At 67.7% G+C, this 23,427-nt stretch carries 19 protein-coding genes; 12 read left to right on the top strand and 7 right to left on the bottom strand.

Annotated features, from left to right (window positions below; genetic code table 11):
* Positions 1-34 precede the first annotated feature (34 nt).
* The 3 genes from C3Y15_RS03770 (at position 35) to C3Y15_RS03760 (ending at position 2,836) form a co-directional block, all read left to right on the top strand.
* Positions 35-859 (top strand): OmpW family outer membrane protein, encoded by an 825-nt coding sequence (locus C3Y15_RS03770; RefSeq protein WP_014723982.1) that lies wholly within the window; start codon positions 35-37, stop codon positions 857-859.
* A gap of 121 nt (positions 860-980) precedes the next feature.
* Positions 981-1,484: a hypothetical protein gene (locus C3Y15_RS03765; RefSeq protein ID WP_011880786.1), complete on the top strand. Its 504-nt coding sequence runs from the start codon at positions 981-983 to the stop codon at positions 1,482-1,484.
* A 230-nt stretch (positions 1,485-1,714) separates the two neighbouring features.
* Positions 1,715-2,836, top strand: coding sequence for a hypothetical protein (locus C3Y15_RS03760; RefSeq protein ID WP_011880785.1), 1,122 nt, complete (start codon positions 1,715-1,717; stop codon positions 2,834-2,836).
* Between the two features lie 60 nt (positions 2,837-2,896).
* Here the strand turns inward: C3Y15_RS03760 and betA are convergent, their stop codons facing one another.
* The 3 genes from betA to betI are packed head-to-tail and all read right to left on the bottom strand — an operon-like array spanning position 2,897 to position 6,706.
* Positions 2,897-4,597, bottom strand: coding sequence for a choline dehydrogenase (gene betA, locus C3Y15_RS03755; protein ID WP_060042493.1), 1,701 nt, complete (start codon positions 4,595-4,597; stop codon positions 2,897-2,899).
* A gap of 22 nt (positions 4,598-4,619) precedes the next feature.
* Positions 4,620-6,089, bottom strand: coding sequence for a betaine-aldehyde dehydrogenase (gene betB, locus C3Y15_RS03750; RefSeq protein ID WP_034195542.1), 1,470 nt, complete (start codon positions 6,087-6,089; stop codon positions 4,620-4,622).
* 32 nt (positions 6,090-6,121) lie between these two features.
* Positions 6,122-6,706, bottom strand: a complete 585-nt coding sequence (betI, locus tag C3Y15_RS03745) for a transcriptional regulator BetI (RefSeq protein ID WP_011880782.1) — start codon at positions 6,704-6,706, stop codon at positions 6,122-6,124.
* A gap of 294 nt (positions 6,707-7,000) precedes the next feature.
* On the opposite strand from betI, the gene fdhA reads away from it, so the two are divergent.
* Positions 7,001-8,197, top strand: a complete 1,197-nt coding sequence (gene fdhA, locus C3Y15_RS03735) for a formaldehyde dehydrogenase, glutathione-independent (RefSeq protein ID WP_011880781.1) — start codon at positions 7,001-7,003, stop codon at positions 8,195-8,197.
* 95 nt (positions 8,198-8,292) lie between these two features.
* On the opposite strand, the gene C3Y15_RS03730 is transcribed toward fdhA, so the two are convergent.
* The 4 genes from C3Y15_RS03730 to C3Y15_RS32145 all read right to left on the bottom strand — a co-directional run bounded on the left by C3Y15_RS03730 (position 8,293) and on the right by C3Y15_RS32145 (position 13,090).
* The gene (locus tag C3Y15_RS03730; RefSeq protein WP_059462657.1) at positions 8,293-9,600 is read right to left on the bottom strand and encodes a divalent metal cation transporter; all 1,308 of its coding nucleotides are present in this window, start codon (positions 9,598-9,600) and stop codon (positions 8,293-8,295) included.
* Between the two features lie 415 nt (positions 9,601-10,015).
* Positions 10,016-10,831 carry an ATP-dependent serine protease gene (locus C3Y15_RS03725; protein WP_069240443.1) on the bottom strand — a complete coding sequence of 272 codons (816 nt, stop codon included), beginning with the start codon at positions 10,829-10,831 and terminating at the stop codon, positions 10,016-10,018.
* A 790-nt stretch (positions 10,832-11,621) separates the two neighbouring features.
* Positions 11,622-12,650, bottom strand: coding sequence for a GlxA family transcriptional regulator (locus C3Y15_RS03720; protein WP_011880777.1), 1,029 nt, complete (start codon positions 12,648-12,650; stop codon positions 11,622-11,624).
* Between the two features lie 20 nt (positions 12,651-12,670).
* Entirely contained in the window at positions 12,671-13,090 is a 420-nt protein-coding gene (locus tag C3Y15_RS32145; RefSeq protein WP_014723976.1) for a hypothetical protein, read from the bottom strand.
* A gap of 9 nt (positions 13,091-13,099) precedes the next feature.
* Here C3Y15_RS32145 and C3Y15_RS03710 point away from each other — a divergent pair, with 9 nt between their 5' ends.
* The 8 genes from C3Y15_RS03710 (at position 13,100) to C3Y15_RS03675 (ending at position 23,402) form a co-directional block, all read left to right on the top strand.
* Complete coding sequence (locus C3Y15_RS03710) at positions 13,100-14,374, top strand: serine hydroxymethyltransferase (protein ID WP_014723975.1); 1,275 nt, start codon at positions 13,100-13,102, stop codon at positions 14,372-14,374.
* Between the two features lie 42 nt (positions 14,375-14,416).
* Complete coding sequence (locus C3Y15_RS03705) at positions 14,417-15,388, top strand: dipeptidase (RefSeq protein WP_011880775.1); 972 nt, start codon at positions 14,417-14,419, stop codon at positions 15,386-15,388.
* A gap of 148 nt (positions 15,389-15,536) precedes the next feature.
* Positions 15,537-16,070, top strand: coding sequence for a DUF5943 domain-containing protein (locus tag C3Y15_RS03700; RefSeq protein WP_014723974.1), 534 nt, complete (start codon positions 15,537-15,539; stop codon positions 16,068-16,070).
* Positions 16,071-16,141: 71 nt separating this feature from the next.
* The gene (locus C3Y15_RS03695; protein ID WP_069246423.1) at positions 16,142-18,205 is read left to right on the top strand and encodes an NADH:flavin oxidoreductase; all 2,064 of its coding nucleotides are present in this window, start codon (positions 16,142-16,144) and stop codon (positions 18,203-18,205) included.
* A 2-nt stretch (positions 18,206-18,207) separates the two neighbouring features.
* Positions 18,208-20,133 carry a (Fe-S)-binding protein gene (locus C3Y15_RS03690; RefSeq protein WP_069246424.1) on the top strand — a complete coding sequence of 642 codons (1,926 nt, stop codon included), beginning with the start codon at positions 18,208-18,210 and terminating at the stop codon, positions 20,131-20,133.
* Positions 20,134-20,137: 4 nt separating this feature from the next.
* Entirely contained in the window at positions 20,138-21,325 is a 1,188-nt protein-coding gene (locus C3Y15_RS03685) for an electron transfer flavoprotein subunit alpha/FixB family protein (protein WP_011880771.1), read from the top strand.
* Positions 21,322-22,107, top strand: coding sequence for an electron transfer flavoprotein subunit beta/FixA family protein (locus tag C3Y15_RS03680; RefSeq protein WP_059462652.1), 786 nt, complete (start codon positions 21,322-21,324; stop codon positions 22,105-22,107). Before C3Y15_RS03685 ends, C3Y15_RS03680 begins: the two co-directional genes overlap by 4 nt.
* 53 nt (positions 22,108-22,160) lie before the next feature.
* The gene (locus C3Y15_RS03675) at positions 22,161-23,402 is read left to right on the top strand and encodes an aromatic ring-hydroxylating dioxygenase subunit alpha (protein WP_011880769.1); all 1,242 of its coding nucleotides are present in this window, start codon (positions 22,161-22,163) and stop codon (positions 23,400-23,402) included.
* Positions 23,403-23,427: the final 25 nt, after the last annotated feature.

The raw sequence follows: 23,427 nt of genomic DNA, 5'->3' as shown, positions 1-23,427 counted from the left end.
GTGCGCGGCGCCCGGACAGAACAGGGGAGACTTCATGAAGAAGGTGATTGCCGCGGGTGCCGTCGCATGCATGTCGACGCTCGCATCGGCGCAGCAGGCGGGTGACAACGTCGCGACGCTGGGCTGGCTGCACATCATGCCGCAGGATTCGACCAACGGGCTGACGACCAATCTCGCCAACATGCCGATCAACGGGCCGCTGCGGCTGCCCGGCTCGTTCACGTCGCCGGGCACCAGCCTGACGGTGAACAACGCCGATACGGTCGGCCTCACGCTCACGCACTTTTTCACCGACCACATCGCGGTGACCTCGGTGCTCGGCGTGCCGCCCGAATTCACGCTGACCGGGCACGGCGTGATCCGGCCGCCGGGGCCGTCCGGCGCGCTCGGCTCGGTCGACATGGACAAGACGTCGAACCAGCCGGCCGTGAAGAACGCGCGGCAATGGAGTCCGACCGTCATTCTTCAGTACTACTTCAATGCGCCGACCGCGAAGTTCCGCCCGTTCGTTGGGATCGGCGTCGCGTACAGCTGGTTCAGCAACATCGAGCTGAACGGCAACTTCGCGAGGGACATCAACGAGAACCTCGGCAGCGTGCTGGCGGCCGGGGCCGGCAAGCCGGGACCGACGTCGGTGGAGGGCAAGGCGTCGTCGTCGTTTACGCCCGTCTACAACATCGGCGCGAGCTACGCGATCGACAAGCACTGGGGGCTGACGGCAACGCTAACCTACATGCCGCTGAAGACTTACTCGTCGCTCGTGATCAAGGCGGCCGACGGCTCGACGCTCGCCACCACGCGCACCAGGCTGAAGGCCGATCCGCTGATTACGTTCGTCGGGATTTCCTACAAGTTCTGAGCCGCACGGCGCGCCCGGCGCGCGCCGTGCGGCTTCCTGCGACGGGCCGGCCGTTCGCTTCGTCCGGGCCGTCGCGTTTCCGGCGGCATGCCGCCATTTGTGAAGAGAGGGGGCAGTTCAAATGAGCATTCGTCAAATCGCATCGCTTGTTGCTGCAGTGGCATTCACCGCGGCTGCGGCCGCGCCCGCGTTCGCGGTGACCGTATCGCGCGCGGACGGCCAGCCGATGAACCCCAACGGCGAACCGTTCTCCGCGTCCGGGCTCACGACGCTCAGCAAGGGGTCGATCAATGCGGCATGCAACGCGACGTTCAACGGCACGATCACGTCGACCGGCATCGTCAACATCACGTCGACGACCTTCACGGGCGGCGCCACCTGCGGGCTGATCAGCGGCAGCGCGACGAGTGCGTCGCCGTGGACCGGCCAGGCCGACAGTCCGACCCAACTGTCGATCAACAATGCGAAGGTGACCGTCACGCTGCTCGGCACCTGCGGGCCGAGCAAGGTCGTGACCGCGTGGAGCGATCCGAACTCGTCGCTGACGTTCAACAACGCGGTGCTGACGCCGGACTGCAAGGTCAGCGGCACGGTCGTCACGTCGCCGAAGTTCCACGTGCAGTAAGCATCGCGCGATCGCGACCGCACGCCTGCCGGTTACGAGGGCCGTGAGAGGATGCGCGGCGGGCGTCGCGGTTTCGCGGGACGTGGGCGTGGCCGCTCGGATGAGCGCGAATCGACGCGGCGGCGAGGCAGGCGGTGCGGCTCATCGCACCGCCTGCGCTTGACGGGACCGCTCGACCGGCCCACTACATAACAACCATTCCGATTCGCCGGAACTCCTTCGGACCACCCATGCTCACCGACCCAGCGAAGTATGGCGATGCCCGCGGTGCGACGCCTGACCGGCTGCGCACGGCCGCGTGGCTGCAGTATCTGATCGAACGTCTACAGGTGCCGGCCGGTGCCGAGGCCGACGCGGCCGCTGCGGCCGCTGCTTCGTCGACGGACTCGCGCGATGCGCGCGTGCGCGCCGGCGCAGCGCTTTCCGATGAGGCGATCGCCGTCCTGCACGAGGTCGCGCCGTGGCTGGCGACGGATGGCGGCGGTTGCGCATGCGACGCGGGCGACGCGCTCGAAGCATGCGTGCACGTGCCCGACGCGCAGCAGTTGGCGCATGCGGAGCGTCGCTGCCCCGGTTCGCGCGTGGCGTTCGAAGCCGCTCACGGATTCGTCGCTGCGTGGACCTTCGACGATCCCGACGATGGCTGGGCCGCACTCGAGCGGATTGCCAGCGGCGTCGCCCTCGATGACGGCAGCGGCGAACGCGCACCGCATGAAGCCGAAGCAGACGGCGAAGCACCGCCTGCGAAGAACCCGAGAGAACGCCGCGTGGCGGTCGCCGCGGGCGGCATGGACGCGTCGGCCGGCCACGACGCGATCATCGACGCGCTCGTGCTGCGCGTGTGCGGGCCGCGCGACGCGGCGGCGCGCATCGACGAGATGGCCGCGCTCGCGACGTACTGCGCGGCACTCGCCGCAGGCACGCGGATGTCGCTGGCCGCATACGGCGGCCGGCACAATCTCGTCGCGCGCGCGATCCGCGAACGACGCGGCGATCTCGCCTCGGTGTCCGGCCTGCTCGCGGCGGTGTCGGTGTGCCGGCTCGAACGGCTCGTCGGCGCGGGCAGCTTCTGGGCGTATTACCTGCTGGCCGGCGTCGTGATCGCGGCGCCCGACACGGTGCGCGCATATGCGCGCCGCTTCTACGGCGACGCATGGCAGAGCTGGCTCGATCAGACGCTCGCATGGCCGGCGATCGGCCGCTTCGGGCCGAAAGAAGAGGTCGCGTTCGACCGCTTGCGCGGCGCGATGAGCCTGACGTCGCGTGCGAACCCGATCGTGCGCGCGAAACGCATACGGTCGCGAGCGACCGCGATCACGCGCTTCAATGCGGGCGGCAGCGACGCCCAATGAAAAACGGCTCGCGGCGAGAACGCCGCGAGCCGTGCACGCTGTCGTCGCGCGCGGACGCGCCTACGCCGTCTCCGGTTGCCGCACCGCTTTCGCGACGTTGCGCGCCGGCGCGCCGTTCGCGACGTAGTACGCGACGTTCGCACGCGCGAGCGGCTGACGCCCGCGAATCCGGTCGGCGATCTTCTCCGCGATCATGATCGTCGGCGCGTTCAGGTTGCCGGTCGTGATGATCGGCATGATCGACGCGTCGACGACCCGCAGCCCGTCCAGCCCATGCACGCGGCCTTCGTCGTCGACCACGGCCATGTCGTCGTAGCCCATCTTGCACGAGCACGACGGATGGAACGCGGTCTCGGCGCGCGCGCGCACGAACGTATCGAGTTCCTTGTCGGAGCGGCAGTCGGCGCCCGGGTTCAACTCGCGGCCGCGATAGCGGTCGAGCGCCGGTTGCCGCATGATCTCGCGCGTCGCGCGGATCGCATCGCGGAATTCGCGCCAGTCGAGCGCTTCGGCCATGTAGTTGAACAGGATGCTCGGATGGTCGTTCGGGTCGCGCGAGCGCAGCTTCACGCGGCCCCGGCTCGGCGAGCGCATCGAGCCGACGTGCGCCTGGAAGCCGTGCATCTCGATCGCGTTCGAGCCGTTGTAGTTGATCGCGACGGGCAGGAAGTGATACTGGATGTTCGGCCAGGGATCGTCGTCGCGCGTGCGGATGAAGCCGCCGGCCTCGAAATGGTTGCTCGCGCCGAGGCCCGTGCCGTTCAGCATCCATTCGAGCCCGATCTTCGGCTGGTTCCACCACTTGAGCGCCGGATACAGCGAGACGGGCTCCTTGCATTCGTACTGGATGTACATCTCCAGATGATCCTGCAGGTTCTGGCCGACCCCCGGCAGGTCCAGCACGATCGGGATGTCGAGCTCCTTCAGCCATGCACCGGGGCCGACGCCCGAGCGCTGCAGCAGTTGCGGCGACGCGATCGCGCCGCTGCACACGAGCACCTCGCGGCGCGCATGCGCGGTCGCGCGCTCGCTGCCGCGCAGGTATGCGACGCCCGACGCGCGCTTGCCGTCGAACAGGATGCGGTCGGCCAGCGCGTGCGTGACGATCTCGAGGTTGGGGCGCGTCTTCGCCTGGTCGAGGTAGCCGCGCGCGGTGCTCGCGCGGCGGCCCTTCGGCGTGACGGTGCGGTCCATCGGGCCGAAGCCTTCCTGCTGATAGCCGTTGAGGTCGTCGGTGCGCGGATAGCCGGCCTGCACGCCGGCCTCGACCATCGCTTCGAACAGCGGGTTCGCGCCCGGCTTGCTGGTCGTGACCGACACGGGGCCGTCGCCGCCGTGGTAATCGTTCGGGCCGACGTCGCGCGTCTCGGCCTTCCTGAAGTACGGCAGGCAATCGAGATAGGTCCAGCGCTCGAGGCCTTTGTGCGTCGACCAGTTGTCGTAGTCGAGCGCGTTGCCGCGGATGTAGCACATCCCGTTGATCAGCGATGAGCCGCCGAGCCCCTTGCCGCGGCCGCATTCCATGCGGCGGTTGTCCATGTGCGGCTCGGGGTCGGTTTCGTACGCCCAGTTGTAGCGGCGGCCCTGCAGCGGATAGGCGAGCGCCGCCGGCATCTGCGTACGGAAGTCGAAGCGGTAGTCGGGGCCACCGGCTTCGAGCAGCAGCACCGTGACGTTCGGATCTTCCGTCAGGCGCGTCGCGAGCACGTTGCCCGCGGAACCGGCGCCGCAGATGATGTAGTCGTATTCGCGTGTCGTCATGACGGGATATCTCCTATCGTTCTCAAAACACCGGGTTGTAGCGGCCGAGTTCGACCTGTACCGATTTGATCCGAGTGTAGTGTTCGAGCGTCGTGATGCCGTTCTCGCGCCCGACACCGGATTGCTTGTATCCGCCAACCGGCATCTCGGCCGGCGATTCGCCCCACGTGTTGATCCAGCAGATGCCGGCTTCGAGGCGATGGATCGTGCGATGCGCGCGCGACAGGTTCTCCGTGACGACGCCGGCCGCGAGGCCGTAGTGCGTGTCGTTCGCGCGCGCGATCACTTCGTCCTCCGATTCGAAATCGAGGATGCTCATCACAGGCCCGAAGATTTCCTCGCGCACGATCTTCATGTCGTCGCGGCAGTCGCCGAATACCGTCGGCGCGACGTACTGGCCGTCGGCGAAATGGCCGTCGGTGAGCCGCGTGCCGCCGGCCAGCAGCTTCGCGCCTTCCGCCTTGCCGCTGGCGATGAAGCCGAGCACCTTGTCGAGCTGCGCGGCCGACACGAGCGGGCCGAAGTTGGTGTCGGCATCGGTCGGCTTGCCCACGCGGATCCGCTTCACGCGTTCGAGCACCTTGGCGGTGAACGCGTCCTTGATCGAGCGCTGCACGAACACGCGCGTGCCGTTGGTGCAGACCTGGCCCGAGCTGAAGAAGTTGGCGGTCACCGCGATGTCGGCCGCGCGATCGAGGTCGGCATCGTCGAACACGATCAGCGGCGACTTGCCGCCGAGCTCCATCGTCACTTCCTTCAGCGACGACGCGCCGGCCAGCGACATCACTTTCTTGCCCGTCTCGACGCCGCCCGTGAACGACACCTTCGCGATGTCCGGGTGACCGGTCAGCAGCGCACCGACCGAGCCGTCGCCCTGCACGACGTTGAACACGCCGGCCGGCACGCCGGCTTCCGTATAGATCTCGGCGAGCTTCAGCGCGGTGAGCGGCGTGACCTCGCTCGGCTTGAACACCATCGCGTTGCCGGCCGCGAGCGCGGGCGCCGTCTTCCAGCATGCGATCTGGATCGGGTAGTTCCACGCGCCGATGCCCGCGCACACGCCGAGCGGCTCGCGGCGCGTGTAGACGAACGACTCGGCGCGCAACGGCACCTGCAGCCCTTCGATCGCGGTCGCGAGGCCCGCGTAGTACTCGATCACGTCCGCGCCGGTGACGATGTCGACCGCGAGCGTCTCGCCGATCGGCTTGCCGGTGTCGCGCGTCTCGATCGCCGCGAGTTCGTCGTTGCGCTCGCGCAGCAGATCGACCGCGCGGCGCAGGATGCGCGAGCGCTGCATCGCGGTCAGCGCCGCCCATTCGCGCTGCCCTTGCTGCGCCGAGGCGACCGCGCGGTCGACGTCGGCCGCGCTCGCTTGCTGCACCTGCGCGAGCAGCTCGCCGGTGGCGGGATCGAAGGTGTCGAAAGTCTTGCCGCTGGTGGCGTCGACATAAGCGCCGCCGATGTACAGGCGCTGCAAACCGTATACGGACATGAGGATCTCCAGGTTGGCGACTGCGCGACGCGTCACGCGGACGCGAGCAGCAGGTCGATGTAATCGTGGGCGAGCTTCAAGGCCGCCCGGGTATCGATCGGGCCGCCGGCGAGCGCGCCGCGCAGCCACAGGCCGTCGATCAGCGCGGCGAGGCCGCTGGCCGCTTCGCGCGCCTTCGCGCGCGGCAGGCGCTTCGCGAATTCGGCGCACAGGTTCGAGTGCAGGCGCCGCGTGTTGACGTGCTGCAGGCGCTTGAGCCTCGGCTCGTGCATGCTCTGCGACCAGAACGCGAGCCAGGTCTTCATCACCGGCGCGCTGACCTGCGTGTCGTCGAAGTTGGCGGCGACGATCGCGCGCAGCCTCGCGCGCGGATCCTTGCGCGCGGCGACGCGGCGGCGCGTGGTGGCCGCCCACAGATCGCGCAGCACGTGCCGCATCGTGGCTTCGAGCAGGCCGTCCTTGTCGCCGAAGTAGTGACTGACGATGCCCGTCGAGATCTTCGCGCGCTGCGCGACCGACGCGAGCGTCGTGCCGGGCAGGCCGGCCTCGTCGATCGAGCGCAGCGTCGCGTCGATCAGCTGCGCGCGACGGATCTCCCGCATTCCGACTTTCGGCATCGCGCACTCCTTCGCCCCGGACGGGCCGTTCGTGGAAGTCGAGAGCTTATCGGTTTTTTATTGATCGTTCAATCAACAAAAAATCGGGTCCGACGATGTGCGGCGGCGACGCCGTGCGGCGGCGCGGCGCCGGCTCGGGCTTCGCGCGGCCGATGTCGGCACCGGTCAAACACCTGTCGCGTTTGAGACATCGGCGCCCCGGTCTCGGGGACTACTCTCGAACAGCACGTTGCAGGTGCGCCGCAGTCGTGCGGCGGCCCGCAGCGCGAACCAACGAGACATGGAGACAATACGATGAGCAGCAATCGAGGTGTCGTCTATCTTGGGCCGGGCAAGGTCGAGGTGCAGAAGATCGATTATCCGAAGATGGTCGATCCGACCGGGCGCGCGATCGGCCACGGCGTGATCCTGAAAGTGGTGAGCACGAACATCTGCGGTTCCGACCAGCACATGGTGCGCGGCCGCACGACCGCGCCGGTCGGACTCGTGCTCGGGCACGAGATCACCGGCGAGGTGGTCGAGGTCGGCCCCGACGTCGAGACGCTGAAGATCGGCGATCTCGTGTCGGTGCCGTTCAACGTCGCGTGCGGACGCTGCGCGATGTGCAAGGACACCCATACGGGCGTGTGCCTGAACGTGAACCCGTCGCGTGCGGGCGGCGCGTACGGCTACGTCGACATGGGCGGCTGGATCGGCGGACAGGCCGAGTACGTGCTCGTGCCGTACGCCGACTTCAACCTGCTGAAATTCCCGGACCGCGATCAGGCGATGGCGAAGATCCGCGACCTGACCTGCCTGTCCGACATTCTGCCGACCGGCTACCACGGCGCGGTGAGCGCGGGCGTGAAGCCGGGCTCGACGGTCTATATCGCGGGCGCAGGCCCGGTCGGGATGGCGGCGGCCGCGTCGGCGCGGCTGCTCGGCGCGGCGGTCACGATCGTCGGCGACATGAACGCGGAACGCCTCGCCCATGCGCGCGCGATGGGCTTCGAGACGGTCGACCTGTCGAAGGACGCGTCGCTCGGCGAGCAGATCGCGCAGATTCTCGGCGTGCCGGAAATCGACTGCGCGGTCGACTGCGTCGGCTTCGAGGCGCACGGCCACGGCTCGTCGGGCAGTGCGGAGGAAGCGCCGGCGACGGTGCTGAACTCGCTGATGGAGATCACGCGGCCGGCCGGCGCGATCGGCATCCCGGGCCTCTACGTGACCGACGATCCGGGCGCGAAGGACAAGGCCGCGCAGCACGGCAGCCTGAGCATCCGCTTCGGCCTCGGCTGGGCGAAGTCGCATTCGTTCTTCACGGGTCAGACGCCGGTGCTGAAGTACAACCGCAACCTGATGCAGGCGATCCTGTTCGACCGGCTGCCGATCGCGAAGATCGTCAACGTCGAGGTGATCTCGCTCGATCAGGCGCCGGAAGGCTACAAGAAGTTCGACGGCGGCGCACCGCGCAAATTCGTGATCGACCCGCACGGCCTGCTCGCGGCCTGACGCGCGAACGGCTGACATGAAGCGGGCGGCGCCGGAGACGGCGCCGCCCGTTTTTCATTCCTCGACGACTCTCCCGACGCCTGCCGCGCTACCGGTCAGAACGAAGTCACCACCATCCCGACCGCGATCACGAACATCACGATCGTGGCGAGCCAACCCAGCACGCGCAGCCAGCCCTTGACGCTGAAGGCGCCCATGATGTCGGTGCGCGACGCGATCAACATCATCACGACCATCACGGGCACGGCGATCACGCCGTTGAGCACGGCGCTCCAGTAAAGCGCCTTGATTGCGTTGATGGAGGTGAAATTGATGACCATCCCGATCAGCGTGGCGATCGCGATGGTGGCATAAAAGGCCTTGGCTTCCTGGACCTTCCGCGAAAACCCGACGGGCCAGTCGCGTGCCTCGCCTACGGCGTAGGCGGCCGAGCCTGCCAGCACCGGCACCGCGAGCAAGCCGGTCCCGACGATGCCGACGGTGAACAGCAGCGCAGCGAAGTGTCCCGCGATCGGCCGCAGTGCGAGCGCCGCCTGCGCCGAAGTCTGGATGTCCGTGATGCCGCCCGCGTTGAGTGTGGCGGCGGTGGTGGCGAGGATGGCGAGGGCGACCAGATTGGACAGGCCCATCCCGGTCACCGTGTCCATCTCGATGCGGTGCAGCGCCGTCGGCGCCTGTGCCGGCGCGCTGAAAAGGTCACGGCGGGTCGGATGCGCGTGCATGTCCTCCACTTCCTCTTCCGACTGCCAGAAGAACAGATAGGGGCTGATGGTGGTGCCGAAGATCGCCACGACGAGCGTCAGGTAGGACGACGTCCAGCTCAGATGCGGAACGAACAAATGGCTCGCCAGACGCGCCCATTCGATATGCGCGATCGCGAGCACCGCGAAGTACGCGAACAGCGACAACGTGAACCATTTCAGCACGGCGACGTAGCGCGTGTACTGCAGCAGCAGCTGCATCGCGATGCAGATGGCCGAGAAAAGCAGCACGTACAGCCACTTCGGGCCGGGCAGCAGGAGCGCCATCGCATCGGCCATCGCGCCAAGATCGGCGCCGAGATTGATGATGTTGGCGATGAGCAGGAGCACGACGACCCATTGGAGCAGCCAGTCGGGATAGTGCCGGCGCAGCACGCCGGCGATGCCGTGGCCGGTGGTGCGCCCGATCCGGGCGCTGATCATCTGGATCGCGACCATCAGCGGATAGCTGAACAGCAACGTCCACGAAAGCCCGTAGCCGAACGCCGCGCCGGCCTGACTGTAGGTTGCGATGCCGCTCGGGTCGTCGTCCGATGCGCCGGTGATCAAGCCGGCGCCGAGAAAGCCGAACAGGCGCGGTTTGGACGGACCGACGACGGGGTCGCGCGTGGGTAGGGGATCGTTCTGTGAATTGCTGTCCATGGGACGAGGGTCTTTGCGCGAGGGCGGGAATTCGGGTGGGTGTCTACCGACGCGGGTTATGACGCGCGCCCGTTCCGTCAGACGCCCGCGAGGGTTGCGCCGTAAGCCGACCTGCCGTGCGGGATGAGCCGGTAGACGAGGCAGCCGATAGCGTATCGGATTCTGGCGAAGGAGGCATTCTCGTTCGCTCCGCGCGGCCGAGCGCGGGCGGTTGGTCGACCAGCGGCGGCGGGAGGCTTGCGAGCGGGGTCGTGACTATGCGGGGTTGGTCGGCGGGTGCGCGCGGCTGGCCGGGGCAGGCTTCGTCAGCGGCCACGGATATTGTCCGGCGCCGACTGGAGCGGGGGCCACCGACGGCTCCGCTACCGACATCCGCGGCAACTGACGCGCAACCAGGTTCCTCGCTGCGCGGCCGTCAGTGTCCGCGGTACAGATAGGCCATTTCGGCGTCGGTCGCCCCGCGTCGCAGGTGGCGCGCGTGCCAGCTCACGCGACGGGTCGCATGCGTGCGCCGGGCCGGGACCCCGCCTTTCCAGTCGGCGACGCGGATGCCGCCTTGCGCGCGATCCGTGTCGCGAAGCGGCGGCACTTGCCGCGCGAGCGTCGCGGGCGCGCCTGCGCCCGCTCTCGCATTGGCCCTCGCGTGGCGGCTCGAGGCCGCACCACGCGGGCCGTCGACGGTGGCCGGCTGGCCGGCATCGGCGAGCGGGCCGGCCGCCGGCGCCAGCGTCTCATCCCGACGAAACGCATAGACGGGTGCGGGCAGCACCGGCAACGCGGGCGTGTCGGCGACCTGCACGCCGGCGTCGGCCGCGCCGGTGCTCGTTGCGCCGTGGCCGCGACAGACCGGGTCGGCCCGGCACGTGCGGTCGAACGTCACGTAACCGCCGACGAGCAGGACCAGCGTCAACACGCTGAGCAACGGTGCGCTCGATGCGCGCGGCCGATGAATCGCCGCGTTGCGTACGGCGGCCGCGAAGCGCGACACCCATGTGGGTGCCGACGGCGCGCCGTGGTCGGGAGCGGCCGGCTCGCCGCCGCGCCAGCGACCGAGCGGGGCGAACGGCCGGTTCCCCGTTCCGCACACGGGGCAGGTTTCGCTGGCGCGGAATGCCATGAAGCCGCATTCCCGACAGCGCTGACTGACCGTCACGCGCGGCTGGACGCGCACATTCATCGCGCCGAGCAGCGTGTCGCGTGGGTGGATTCTCCGGCTGGGCAGGACTCGCATCGTCGTTGCTACCTCGTTTGTCGTTGCCGGTCGGCGAGCGTTCCGAGGGTCCGGATCGCATCCTCGACGGCGGGAGGCCACGGCCAGCGATGGCTGAGCCGGGTATGGCGTGCTTGAACTGGTCGGTCGACTGGAATGTCGCCTCGTCGTCGCGCGCGGTTTGCGACGCGTCGGTGCGGTGCTGGATCGCAATGCATTCGCGTGGCATCGCCGTCCGGGACGAACTGACGAGCGCGCGTACGCACGGCGGTCGCCGGCTCGCATTCGCACATGTAGAAGCCGCGCGGCGCGGTAGCAGGATTTACACGACGCGCGCCGCATGCGGACGGCTCAGTCGCGACGCGCGCGACATGGGAGAAATCACCGTACCGGATCGAGTTGGCGACCATTTGCGCGATCGCCGCATATCGCTTCATGCGTGGCCTCCGGCCGGGCGCGGCCGGCGCTGAAGAAAGATTAGCAACGGCAACCGCCGCATTCAATCCCGCCCCAATCGCCAATGTTTCGCGGGCGATTCCGCTCCGCTGCATCGGTTCGGGAACCGGGCGTCCTGCGCAAGTCTCGTTCCCGCTGGCGGGTCGGTACAGCGTCACGTTTTCCGCTGCCGAGCGGCGAGGTTGCTGAAGCCGAACGCGCGCGAATGCACATTCGAGGATCGTGTACGCGGCGCGCGATGCAGCCACCTGACACGCTCGCCGAAACGCACGCGCCGAAATCGTCAGCGCAAAAGAAAAGCGGCCATTGGGCCGCTTTCGTGATTGCAACGCTCGCGCCGCAGTCGGCGCCGGCGTCACGCATGGAGCGCATGCACCGGAAACATCGGCGCGGCCGCCGCCGCTGCGCCCTGCGCGAGCGGCGCCACCTGCTTGCGGCGCTCGCGCGTCGGCGCGACGCCGAACGCGTCGCGATAGCTCTTGCTGAAATGGCACGCCGACTGGAACCCGCACGCCATCGTGATGTGCATGATCGACATGTCGGTCTGCAACAGCAGCTCGCGTGCGCGGCGCAGCCGCAGCGTCAGGTAATAGTGGGTGGGCGTCATCCCGAGGTGCTCGCGGAACAGCCGCTGCAACTGCCGCTGCGACATGTTCGCGAGCCGCGCGAGCTCCTCGCGCGACAGCGGCTCCTCGATGTTGTTCTCCATCAGTGCGATCACTTCGAACAGCGACTTGTTCGCCGAGCCGAGCCGTGCGACGAGCGGCATCCGCTGCTGCGCGCTCGTGTCGCGCACGTGTTCGACGATGAACTGCTCGGCGATCTGCGTGACGCGCGCGGTGCCCACCCGTGCGGCGATCAGGTTCAGCATCATGTCGAGCGGCGCGACGCCGCCCGTGCAGGTGATGCGATCGCGGTCGATGACGAACAGCTCCTTCAGGAAGCGCGTGTCCGGAAACTCCTCCTTCAGCGCCGACATGTTCTCCCAGTGGATCGCGCACGCGTAGCCCGCGAGCAGCCCCGACTTCGCGAGCGCGTAGGTGCCCGTGCACAGGCTGCCGAGCGCGACGCCCGAGCGCGCGAAACGGCGCAGCGTCGACAGATGGTCGGGCGTGGTCGCGCGCTGCACGTCGACGCCGCCGCACACGAAGACGATATCGGGCAGCCCGACGCAATCGGCCGGCCCCGTGTCGACCGTGAGCCCGTTGCTGGCCGTCACCGGTCCGCCCTCCGGGCTGATCACCGACCAGCGGTAGAGCGGCTGGCCGCTCAGATAGTTCGCCATCCGAAGCACCTCGATCGCATTCGTGAACGCGATCATCGTGAAGTTCGGCAGGGGCATGAACGCGAAGTGAGACAGCGACGCTGTGCGGTCGGGCGACATGGGGAGCGTTCCTTGAATCTCTAATAGCTATGGGCCCGAGTGGCACGGATCGGGCTGCCGTATTGTGTGAGCCAGCGCAACAAGCGTGCCATACGGCTAAACCCTAGCTCCATACGTTGTCTGGGCGTCCGGCCGATATTGCACTGCACCGTAAGCGTGATGCGCTGCACCCCGCGCGCGCAGCGGCGGCACCGGCGAAGTGCTTGCGCACGAACGCAGCGCACGACGCCGCGCGCAGCGGCGCTTCGAAAAGCACGATCGGTCACTTGTGCAAAACGGACGCGCATGGCGGAAAAGGCAAAGAACGCGTCTAAATTCATCAATCCGCCGAAAATCCGAACGACAAGAATAGAGCCGTCGGCAGCCTTGCACTGGAAGCGCTGGAAACCCAGGTACGGCGGGCCTCGAGCTTCGGTTACACGCCCTTCATTCTTCGTCACGGACGCACTATGTCGAACACCCAGCCTTTCTTCTCGCAGCCCCTCGCCGAGCGCGACGCCCCGGTGCGCAGCGCCATCCTGAAGGAGCTCGAGCGCCAGCAGTCGCAGGTCGAGCTGATCGCGTCGGAAAACATCGTGTCGCGCGCCGTGCTGGAAGCGCAGGGTTCGGTGCTGACCAACAAGTATGCGGAAGGCTATCCGGGCAAGCGCTATTACGGCGGCTGCGAATTCGCCGATGAAATCGAGGCGCTCGCGATCGAGCGTGTGAAGCAGATCTTCAACGCCGGCTATGCGAACGTGCAGCCGCATTCGGGTGCGCAGGCGAACGGCTCGGTGATGCTCGCGCTCGCGAAGCCGGGCGACACGGTGCTCGGCATGTCGCTCGACGCCGGCGGCCACCTCACGCACGGCGCGAAGCCGGCGCTGTCGGGCAAGTGGTTCAACGCGGTGCAGTACGGCGTGAACCGCGACACGATGCGCATCGACTACGACCAGGTCGAGGAGCTCGCCCACCAGCACAAGCCGACGCTGCTCATCGCCGGCTTCTCCGCTTATCCGCGCGCGCTCGACTTCGCGCGCTTCCGCGCGATCGCCGACAGCGTCGGCGCGAAGCTGATGGTCGACATGGCGCACATCGCGGGCGTGATCGCGGCCGGTCGCCATGCGAACCCGGTCGAGCACGCGCACGTCGTCACGTCGACCACGCACAAGACGCTGCGCGGCCCGCGCGGCGGCTTCGTGCTGACCAACGACGAAGAGATCGCGAAGAAGATCAACTCGGCCGTGTTCCCCGGCCTGCAGGGCGGCCCGCTGATGCACGTGATCGCCGGCAAGGCCGTCGCGTTCGGCGAAGTGCTGCATGCCGACTTCAAGACCTACATCGACCGCGTGCTCGCGAACGCGCAGGCGCTCGGCGACGTGCTCAAGGCAGGCGGCGTCGATCTCGTCACCGGCGGCACCGACAACCACCTGCTGCTGGTCGACCTGCGCCCGAAGGGGCTGAAGGGCGCGCCGGTCGAGCAGGCGCTCGAGCGCGCGGGCATCACCTGCAACAAGAACGGCATTCCGTTCGACACCGAGAAGCCGACCGTCACGTCGGGCATCCGCCTCGGCACGCCGGCCGGCACGACGCGCGGCTTCGGCGTGGCCGAGTTCCGCGAGATCGGCCGCCTGATTCTCGAAGTGTTCGACGCGCTGCGCGCGAATCCGGACGGCGACCACGCGACCGAGCAACGCGTGCGCCGCGAGATTTTCGCGCTTTGCGAGCGCTTCCCGATTTACTGATCGACGACCCCACACACGCAGAGACTAGAGCGAGAGGCAGATATGAGCACGCTGCATCAGGACAGCATCATCATCGATGGATTGAACATCTCGAAGTTCGAGAAGCCGGTGTTCGAAGACATGCGCCGCGGCGGCATCACCGCCGCGAACTGCACGGTATCGGTGTGGGAGAACTTCACCAAGACCGTCGACAACATCGGCGTGATGAAGAAGAAGATCCGCGACAACGGCGAGCTGCTGACGCTGGTGCGCACCACCGACGACATCTTCCGCGCGAAGCAGGAAGGCAAGACCGGCATCATCCTCGGCTTCCAGAACGCGCATGCGTTCGAGGACAACATCGGCTACATCGAGGCGTTCGCCGACATGGGCGTGCGCGTCGTGCAGCTTTGCTACAACACGCAGAACCTGGTCGGCACCGGCTGCTACGAGCGCGACGGCGGCCTGTCCGACTTCGGCCGCGAAGTGATCACGGAAATGAACCGCGTCGGCATCATGGTCGACCTGTCGCACGTGGGCGGCAACACGTCGTCGGAAGCGATCGCGTTCTCGAAGAAGCCGGTGTGCTATTCGCACTGCCTGCCGTCGGGCCTGAAAGAGCATCCGCGCAACAAGAGCGACGCGCAGCTCAAGGAGATCGCCGACGCCGGCGGCTTCGTCGGCGTGACGATGTTCGCGCCGTTCCTGAAGCGCGGGATCGAAGCGAACATCGACGACTACATCGAGGCGATCGAATACGTCGTGAACCTGATCGGCGAAGACGCGGTCGGCATCGGCACCGACTTCACGCAGGACTACGCGAAGGAATTCTTCGACATGCTGACGCACGACAAGGGCCGCTATCGCCAGCTGACGAACTTCGGCAAGGTGATCAACCCCGAAGGCATCCGCACGATCGGCGAATTCCCGAACCTGACCGCGGCGATGGAGCGCCACGGCTGGAAGGAGTCGCGCATCCGCAAGATCATGGGCGAGAACTGGGTGCGCGTGTTCAAGGACGTGTGGGGCGCGTAAGCGCACGCACGAACCGAACCGAGCCGAACCGCCCCAGCGATTCAACACCACAAGAATCCGGCCGTGCCGGCGCGTCGCGCGCTGGCGCGCGGACGATATCGCGCCTGCGCCCGAGCCGCGCGGCGTTTTTCCTCACGGAGCCACCACGATGCAACCGCAACTGCCGATCAACGTCGATCCCGATACCGGCGTCTGGACCACCGACGCGCTGCCGATGCTGTACGTGCCGCGTCACTTCTTCACGAACAACCACGTCGCGGTCGAGGAAGCGCTCGGCGTCGAAGCGTATGCGCAGATTCTCTACAAGGCCGGCTACAAGTCCGCCTACCACTGGTGCGACAAGGAAGCGAAGCTGCACGGGCTGACCGGCATGGCCGTGTTCGAGCATTACCTGAAGCGCCTGTCGCAACGCGGCTGGGGCCTGTTCTCGATCATCGAAGCCGATCCGGCCAGCGCACGCGCGAAGATCGAGCTGCGCCACTCGTCGTTCGTGCTCCAGCAGCCGGAGAAGGAAGGCAAGCTCTGCTACATGTTCGCGGGCTGGTTCGCCGGCGCGATGGACTGGGTCAACGACACGACGCCGGAAGGCCAGGGTGCGCCGCGCGCGCAGTCGAAGGAAGTGCAGTGTGCGGCCGAGCACCACGATCACTGCGTCTTCGAAGTGTCGCCGATCGCCCACTGACGCACTGAAGCCGCCCAGCAACACCACAACACCCGCAATACGAGACATTCGAACGCCAGAGGTCGCCAGCGATGCGTTATCCCCACCTGTTCAAACCCATGCAGCTGAACCAGCTGACGCTGCGCAACCGGATCGTCAGCACCGCGCACGCGGAGGTGTATGCCGAGCCGGGCGGCCTGCCGGGCGACCGCTACATCCGCTACTACGAGGAGAAGGCCAAGGGCGGCGTCGGCCTCGCGATCTGCGGCGGCTCGAGCCCCGTGTCGATCGACAGCCCGCAGGGCTGGTGGAAGTCGGTGAACCTGTCGAACGACAAGATCATCGATCCGCTCACGCGGCTGGCCGACACGATGCACAAGCACGGCGCGAAGATCATGATCCAGGCGACGCACATGGGCCGCCGCTCGTCGTTCCACGGCGAGCACTGGCCGCATCTGATGTCGCCGTCGGGCGTGCGCGAACCGGTGCACCGCGGCAACGCGAAGATCATCGAGATCGAGGAAATCCGCCGCATCATCGGCGATTTCGCGGCGGCCGCGAAGCGCGTGAAGGCGGCCGGCATGGACGGCATCGAGATCTCGGCGGCGCACCAGCATCTGATCGACCAGTTCTGGAGCAAGCGCTCGAACCATCGCACCGACGAATGGGGCGGCAGCCTCGAGAACCGTCTGCGCTTCGGCATCGAAGTGCTGACGGCCGTGCGCGAGGCGGTGGGCAAGGACTTCTGCGTCGGGCTGCGCATGTGCGGCGACGAATTCCACGAAGATGGCCTCGATCACGAAGCACTGAAGGAAATCGCGCAGGCGATGTCCGAGACGGGCCTGATCGACTACCTGAGCGTGGTCGGCTCGGGCGGCGACACGCACAACACGATCGCGAACTGCATGCCGCCGATGGCGCTGCCGCCGGAGCCGTTCGTGCATCTCGCGGCCGGCATCAAGTCGGTCGTGAAGATCCCGGTCATGCACGCGCAGAGCATCCGCGATGCGGGCCAGGCCGAGCGCCTGCTCGCGAACGGGATGATCGACCTGGTCGGCATGACGCGCGCGCAGATCGCCGATCCGCACATGGTGATCAAGATCCGCGACGGCCGTGAGGACGAAATCAAGCAATGCGTCGGCGCGAACTACTGCATCGACCGCCAGTACAACGGCCTCGACGTGCTGTGCATCCAGAACGCGGCCACCTCGCGCGAAGCGACGATGCCGCACATCATCGAGAAATCGCGCGGCCCGAAGCGCAAGGTCGTCGTGGTCGGCGCGGGCCCGGCCGGGCTCGAGGCCGCGCGCGTCGCGAAGCTGCGCGGCCATGACGTCGTGCTGTTCGAGAAGAACGCCGAGGTCGGCGGCCAGGTGATGATCGCGGCGAAGGCGCCGCAGCGCGAGCAGATGTCGGGGATCATCCGCTGGTTCGACATGGAAACGAAGCGGCTGGGCGTCGACCGGCGTCTGGGCGTCGCTGCCGACGAGAAGATGATCATGGCCGAGAAGCCGGACATCGTCGTGCTCGCGACGGGCGGCTCGAGCTTCACGTGGCAGGTGTCGGCGTGGGGCGTCGCCGAAGGGCTGGCGGTCAGCTCGTGGGACATCCTGACCGGCAAGGTCGAGCCGAAGCAGAACGTGCTGCTGTTCGACGGCGTGAGCACGCATGCGGGCGCGGGCGTCGCCGACTTCATGGCGAGCCGCGGCTCGAAGGTCGAAGTCGTCACGCCCGACGTGAAGGTGGCCGACGACTGCGGCGGCACGACTTTCCCGATCTTCTATCGGCGCCTGTACGCGCTCGGCGTGATCCCGACGCCGAACACGATGCTCGACCGCGTGTACGAGGAAGACGGCAAGAAGATCGCCGTGCTGCGCAACGAATACACGGAAGAACTCGAAGAGCGCGCGGTCGACCAGGTCGTGATCGAGAACGGTTCGTCGCCCAACGACGAGCTGTACTGGAAGCTGAAGCCCGAGTCGGTGAACCGCGGCCAGATCGATCCGCACACGCTGTTCGCGGCCGAGCCGCAACCGTGCCTGTCGGAAGAGCTGGGCAACGGCCGCTTCCTGCTGTTCCGTGTCGGCGACTGCATCTCGATGCACAACGTCCACGGGGCGATCTACGACTCGCTGCGTCTCGTCAAGGATTTCTGAAGATGAATCCGGCTTTCCTCATTACCGCACTGCTGTGGCTGTCGGTGGCGGGGCTCGCGTTCGCGGTCGCGAAGCGCTCGTCCTACTGGCGTCTCGGGCGCGCGACGGCGCCCGGCTCGTTCGGCGTCGCGAACCTGTTCGCGATTCCGAAGCGCTACTTCGTCGACCTGCACCACGTGGTCGCCCGCGATCCGTACATCGCGAAGACCCACGTCGCGACCGCGGGCGGCGCGATCGCCGCGCTCGCGCTGGTGTTCGTCAACTACGGCCTCGCGATCTATTCGCCGTGGCTCGACCGGCTGATCTTCGTCGCGGCGCTCGCGATGCTGGTCGGCGCGGTGTTCGTGTGGCGCCGTCGCGCGGCGAAGAACGTGCCGGCCCGGCTGTCGCGCGGCCCGTGGAACACGCTGCCGTGGATGCTCGGTTCGTTCGCGCTCGGCCTCGTGCTGTTCATGGTCGTGCCGACCGGCGCGATGTCGGGCGCGTTCGCCGTGCTCTGTGCGCTGCTGATCGCGGCCGGCGCGTTCACGATGACGGTCGGCGCCGCGAAGGGCGGCCCGATGAAGCATGCGATCGCCGGGCTGCTGCACCTCGCGTTTCACCCGCGCCAGGAACGCTTCGCGGCCACCCGTGAATCGTTCACCGGCAACGGCACCGCGACGCCGCCGACCGCGCTGAAGCTGCCCGATATCGAACACGACGAGTACGGCGTCGCGAAACCCGTCGAATTCCGCTGGAACCAGCTGCTGAGCTTCGACGCATGCGTGCAGTGCGGCAAGTGCGAAGCCGCGTGCCCCGCGTTCGCGTCGGGCCAGCCGCTGAACCCGAAGAAGCTGATCCAGGATCTGGTCGTCGGGATGGCCGGCGGTACCGATGCCGCGTATGCGGGCAGCCCGTACCCGGGCATTCCGGTCGGCCAGCATCGCGGCGAGCCGAACGGCCCGATCGTGTCGGGCCTGATCGAAGAGCAGACGCTGTGGTCGTGCACGACCTGCCGTGCATGCGTGCAGGAGTGCCCGATGCTGATCGAGCACGTCGACGCGATCGTCGACCTGCGCCGCAACCGCACGCTGGTGCACGGCACGGTGCCGGGCAAGGGCCAGGAGGTGCTCGCGAACCTGCGCGAGACGGGCACGATGGGCGGCTACGACACGGCCGCGCGCTACGACTGGTCGGTCGACCTGAACGCGCCGATCGCGCAGGCGGGCAAGCCGGTCGACGTGCTGATCGTCGCGGGCGAAGGCGCGTTCGACATGCGCTACCAGCGCACGCTGCGTGCGTTCATCAAGGTGCTGAACAAGGCGGGCGTCGACTACGCGGTGCTCGGCGGCGCCGAGACCGACACGGGCGACGTGGCGCGCCGCCTCGGCGACGAAGCGACGTTCCAGCAGATGGCGAAGCGTCTGATCGGCACGCTCGACGCGCTGTCGTACCAGCAGATCGTCACGGCCGATCCGCACGTGATGCACAGCCTGCGCAACGAGTATCGCGCGCTCGGGCTGCGCGTGACGGTCAAGCATCACACGACCTACCTCGCGGAGCTGGCCGACAGCGGCAAGATCGCGCCGAAGGCCGTCGATGCGCTGCGCGAGAAGCGCACCACGTACCACGATCCGTGCTATCTCGGCCGCTACAACGGCGAGACGGAGTCGCCGCGCAAGCTGCTGAAGACGATCGGCATCCAGGTCGTCGAGATGGAGCGCAACGGCATGCGCGGGCGCTGCTGCGGCGGTGGCGGCGGTGCGCCGCTGACCGACATCCCGGGCAAGCAGCGCATTCCCGACATCCGCATCGCCGACGCGCGCGCGATCGGTGCGGACGTGGTCGCGGTCGGCTGCCCGAACTGCACAGCGATGCTCGAAGGCGTCGTGGGCCCGCGCCCCGATGTGCTCGACGTAGCCGAACTCGTTGCCGCCTCGCTGGAGTGAATCGATGAACCCGATCAAACGAATCGATCCGCGCCGGCCGTTCATCATCACGGCTGCCGGCCTGAAGCGCATCACGCTCGGCGAGGAAGGCAGCGCCGACGCGAGCGCCGCGCAGTGGTCCGCGCACGGTCATGGCGGCGCGGCCGCGAAGCCGCGCCGCGCGGTGCAGGACCCGAAGCACGTGATGCTGGTGGTCGCGCACACCGAGCGCGGCGCGCTCGACGACCACGCGCGGCAGGCGATCGCCGCCGCCGCGGTGCTCGCCGACGCGCAGACGGAAGTCGCGCTGCTGGCGTTCGGCGAACTGAAAGACGACGCGGCCGCGCTCGGCGTCGACAAGCTGGTCGAGCTGACCGGCTTCGACCGTCGCGCGTTCGCGCCCGAAAGCGAATTGCAGGCGTTGCAGGCCTGTGCGGCCGCGCTCGCGCCGAAGCACGTGCTGATGCCCGACAACGCGACGGGCGACGGCGATCTCGGCCGGCGCTACGCGGCGGCGGCCGGCGCGAGCGTCGCGACCCATGTGGTCGAGATCGACGCGAAGCACGTCGGCGCGTATGCGCACGCGGGCCGCGCGTTCGCCACCCGCGACCTGCCCGACGTGATCCTGCTCGCGCCGAACGCGGTGGAGCCGAAGCTGCCGTTCGTCGGCGCCGGCGAGCGCCTGGCTGCGGACTTCATTCATCCGACCGGCGACGCGGCCGGTGCGGCCGGTGCGGCCGACGCCTATCGCGACCTCGGCCTCGACGAAATCGACGCGGCGCAAGTCGCGCTGGAGGAAGCCGACTTCATCGTGTCGGCCGGCAACGGCGTGTCCGACATCGCTGCGTTCGAGCGGCTCGCCGGCGTGTTCGGCGCGGCGATCGGCGCGAGCCGCGTCGCGGTCGACAACGGCCATTTCACGCGCGACAAGCAGGTGGGCGCGACCGGCAAGACGGTCGAGGCGAGCGTGTACATCGCGTTCGGCATCTCCGGCGCGGTGCAGCATCTGCAGGGGATCAAGGACTGCCGCCACGTGATCGCGGTCAACCTCGACGGCAGCGCGCCGATCGCGAAGCGCGCGAATCTGACGGTCGTGGGCGACGCGCAGGCGACGATCTCGGCGCTGATCGAACAGGTGCAGGCCGCGCGCGCGGCGCGCGGACAATCGCCGGCCGCGGTCGGCGCCCGTGAAACGGAAGGAGTCGCAGCATGAACGCCCCCCGCCAGTTGCAACGCATCGCGGTGCTCGTGTCCGTGGGCCGGCATCCGGTCAGCGGCACCGCACGATACAGCCGCAACGACGCGGCCGCGCTCGAGCTGGGCCGCCAGCTCGCCGAGCGGCACCGCGCGCAGCTCGACGTCGTCCATGCGGGCGACCCCGCCAATCAGGCGCTCGCCGAATACCTCGCGCTCGGCGCGCGCGAGGTCGAGGTGCTCGCGTGCCGCGACGGCGACGACGCCGCGCACGCGCTCGCGGCCCGCGTCGAAGGCTACGACCTCGTGCTGACCGGCACCTGCGCGGAAGGCGCGTACGACACCGGCATGCTGCCGTACCGCGTCGCCGCGACGCTCGGCTACCCGCTGGTCGGTGCGGCCGTCGACGTGACGGTGGACGCCGGCCGCGCGGCGGTCCGGCAATTCTTGCCGAAGGGGCTGCGGCGCGGGGTCGACACGGCGCTGCCGGCGGTCGTCGCGGTGCATCCGCTCGCGAACGCGCAGCCGCGCTACGCGTATGCGCGGCTGCGGGCCGGCGCGATCCGGCCGGCGCTCGCGTCGAGCGGCGCGGATGCCGAGGCGGCCGCGTGGAAGGTCGGTCCGATCGAGCGTAAACCCGTAAAACTGGTCGCCGCCGAGAAGCGCTCCGGGCACGCGCGGATGCTGTCCGCGACGACGACCGAAAGCCGCGGCGGGAACGTCGTAAATGAAGGGAGTTCAGTCGAAAAAGCACAAGTGATCCTCGCGTATTTGCGCGAGCATCAGCTCATCGACTACTGATTTTTGGGGCCTGTCGGCAACCACCCAGGGATGCAAGGAATCCGGAGCAAACGATGAAAGTATCGGCAGACATTCGCGCACTGATCGAACGACGCAAGGCAGGCTACAGCCTCGAGGCACCGTTCTATACGAGCGAGGAAATTTTCGCGCTCGACATGGAGGCAATCTTCCGCCAGCACTGGATCCAGGTAGCGGTCGAGCCTGACGTCCCGGAGCCGGGCGACTACGTGACCGTCGAGCTGGGCAGCGACTCGATCCTGATCGTGCGCGACGACGACATGGAGATCCGCGCGTTCCACAACGTGTGCCGCCACCGCGGTGCGCGCCTGTGCAACGAGGACAAGGGTTCGGTGGGCAACATCGTGTGCCCGTACCACAGCTGGACCTATAACCTGACCGGGCAGCTGATGTTCGCCGAGCACATGGGCGAGCAGTTCGACCGCTGCAAGCACAGCCTGAAGTCGGTGCACGTGCAGAACCTCGCGGGCCTGATCTTCGTGTGCCTCGCCGACGAGCCGCCGGCCGACTTCGCGCAGCTGCGCGCGCAGATGGAGCCGTACATGCTGCCGCACGATCTGCCGAACGCGAAGATCGCCGCACAGGTCGACATCATCGAGGAAGGCAACTGGAAGCTCACGATGGAGAACAACCGCGAGTGCTATCACTGCGTCGCGAACCATCCGGAGCTGACGATCTCGCTGTACGAATACGGCTTCGGCTACCAGCGCTCCGACGCGAACGCCGAAGGCATGGATGCGTTCGCGGAAACCTGCGTGCGCCGCGGCAAGGAATGGGCCGAGATGGGCCTGCCGTCCGCCGAGATCGAGAAGCTGCTCGACGTGACCGGTTTCCGCACGCAGCGCCTGCCGCTCGACCGCAGCGGCGAATCGCAGACGCTCGACGCGAAAGTCGCGTCGAAGAAGCTGCTCGGCAAGTTCGAACAGGCCGACCTCGGCGGCCTGTCGTTCTGGACGCAGCCGAATTCGTGGCATCACTTCATGAGCGATCACATCGTCAGCTTCTCGGTGATTCCGCTGTCGGCCGGCAAGACGCTCGTGCGTACCAAGTGGCTCGTGCACAAGGACGCGAAGGAAGGCATCGACTACGACGTGAAGAACCTCACGGCCGTGTGGAATGCGACCAACGACCAGGATCGCGCGCTCGTCGAATTCTCGCAGCGCGGCGCGAGCAGCAGCGCGTACGAGCCCGGCCCGTATTCGCCGTACACGGAAGGCCTCGTCGAAAAATTCTCGGCCTGGTACATCGCCCGGCTCGCCGAAAAGATCGGCGCATAGTATCCAGCAGCGGACAAGCGGAGCA

It is taken from the genome of Burkholderia sp. B10 (assembly GCF_004368385.1).
GTDB classification, from domain to species: domain Bacteria; phylum Pseudomonadota; class Gammaproteobacteria; order Burkholderiales; family Burkholderiaceae; genus Burkholderia; species Burkholderia vietnamiensis.
The sequence above is the reverse complement of the archived record's forward strand: the minus strand, read 5'-3'. Positions and strand labels throughout refer to the sequence as shown.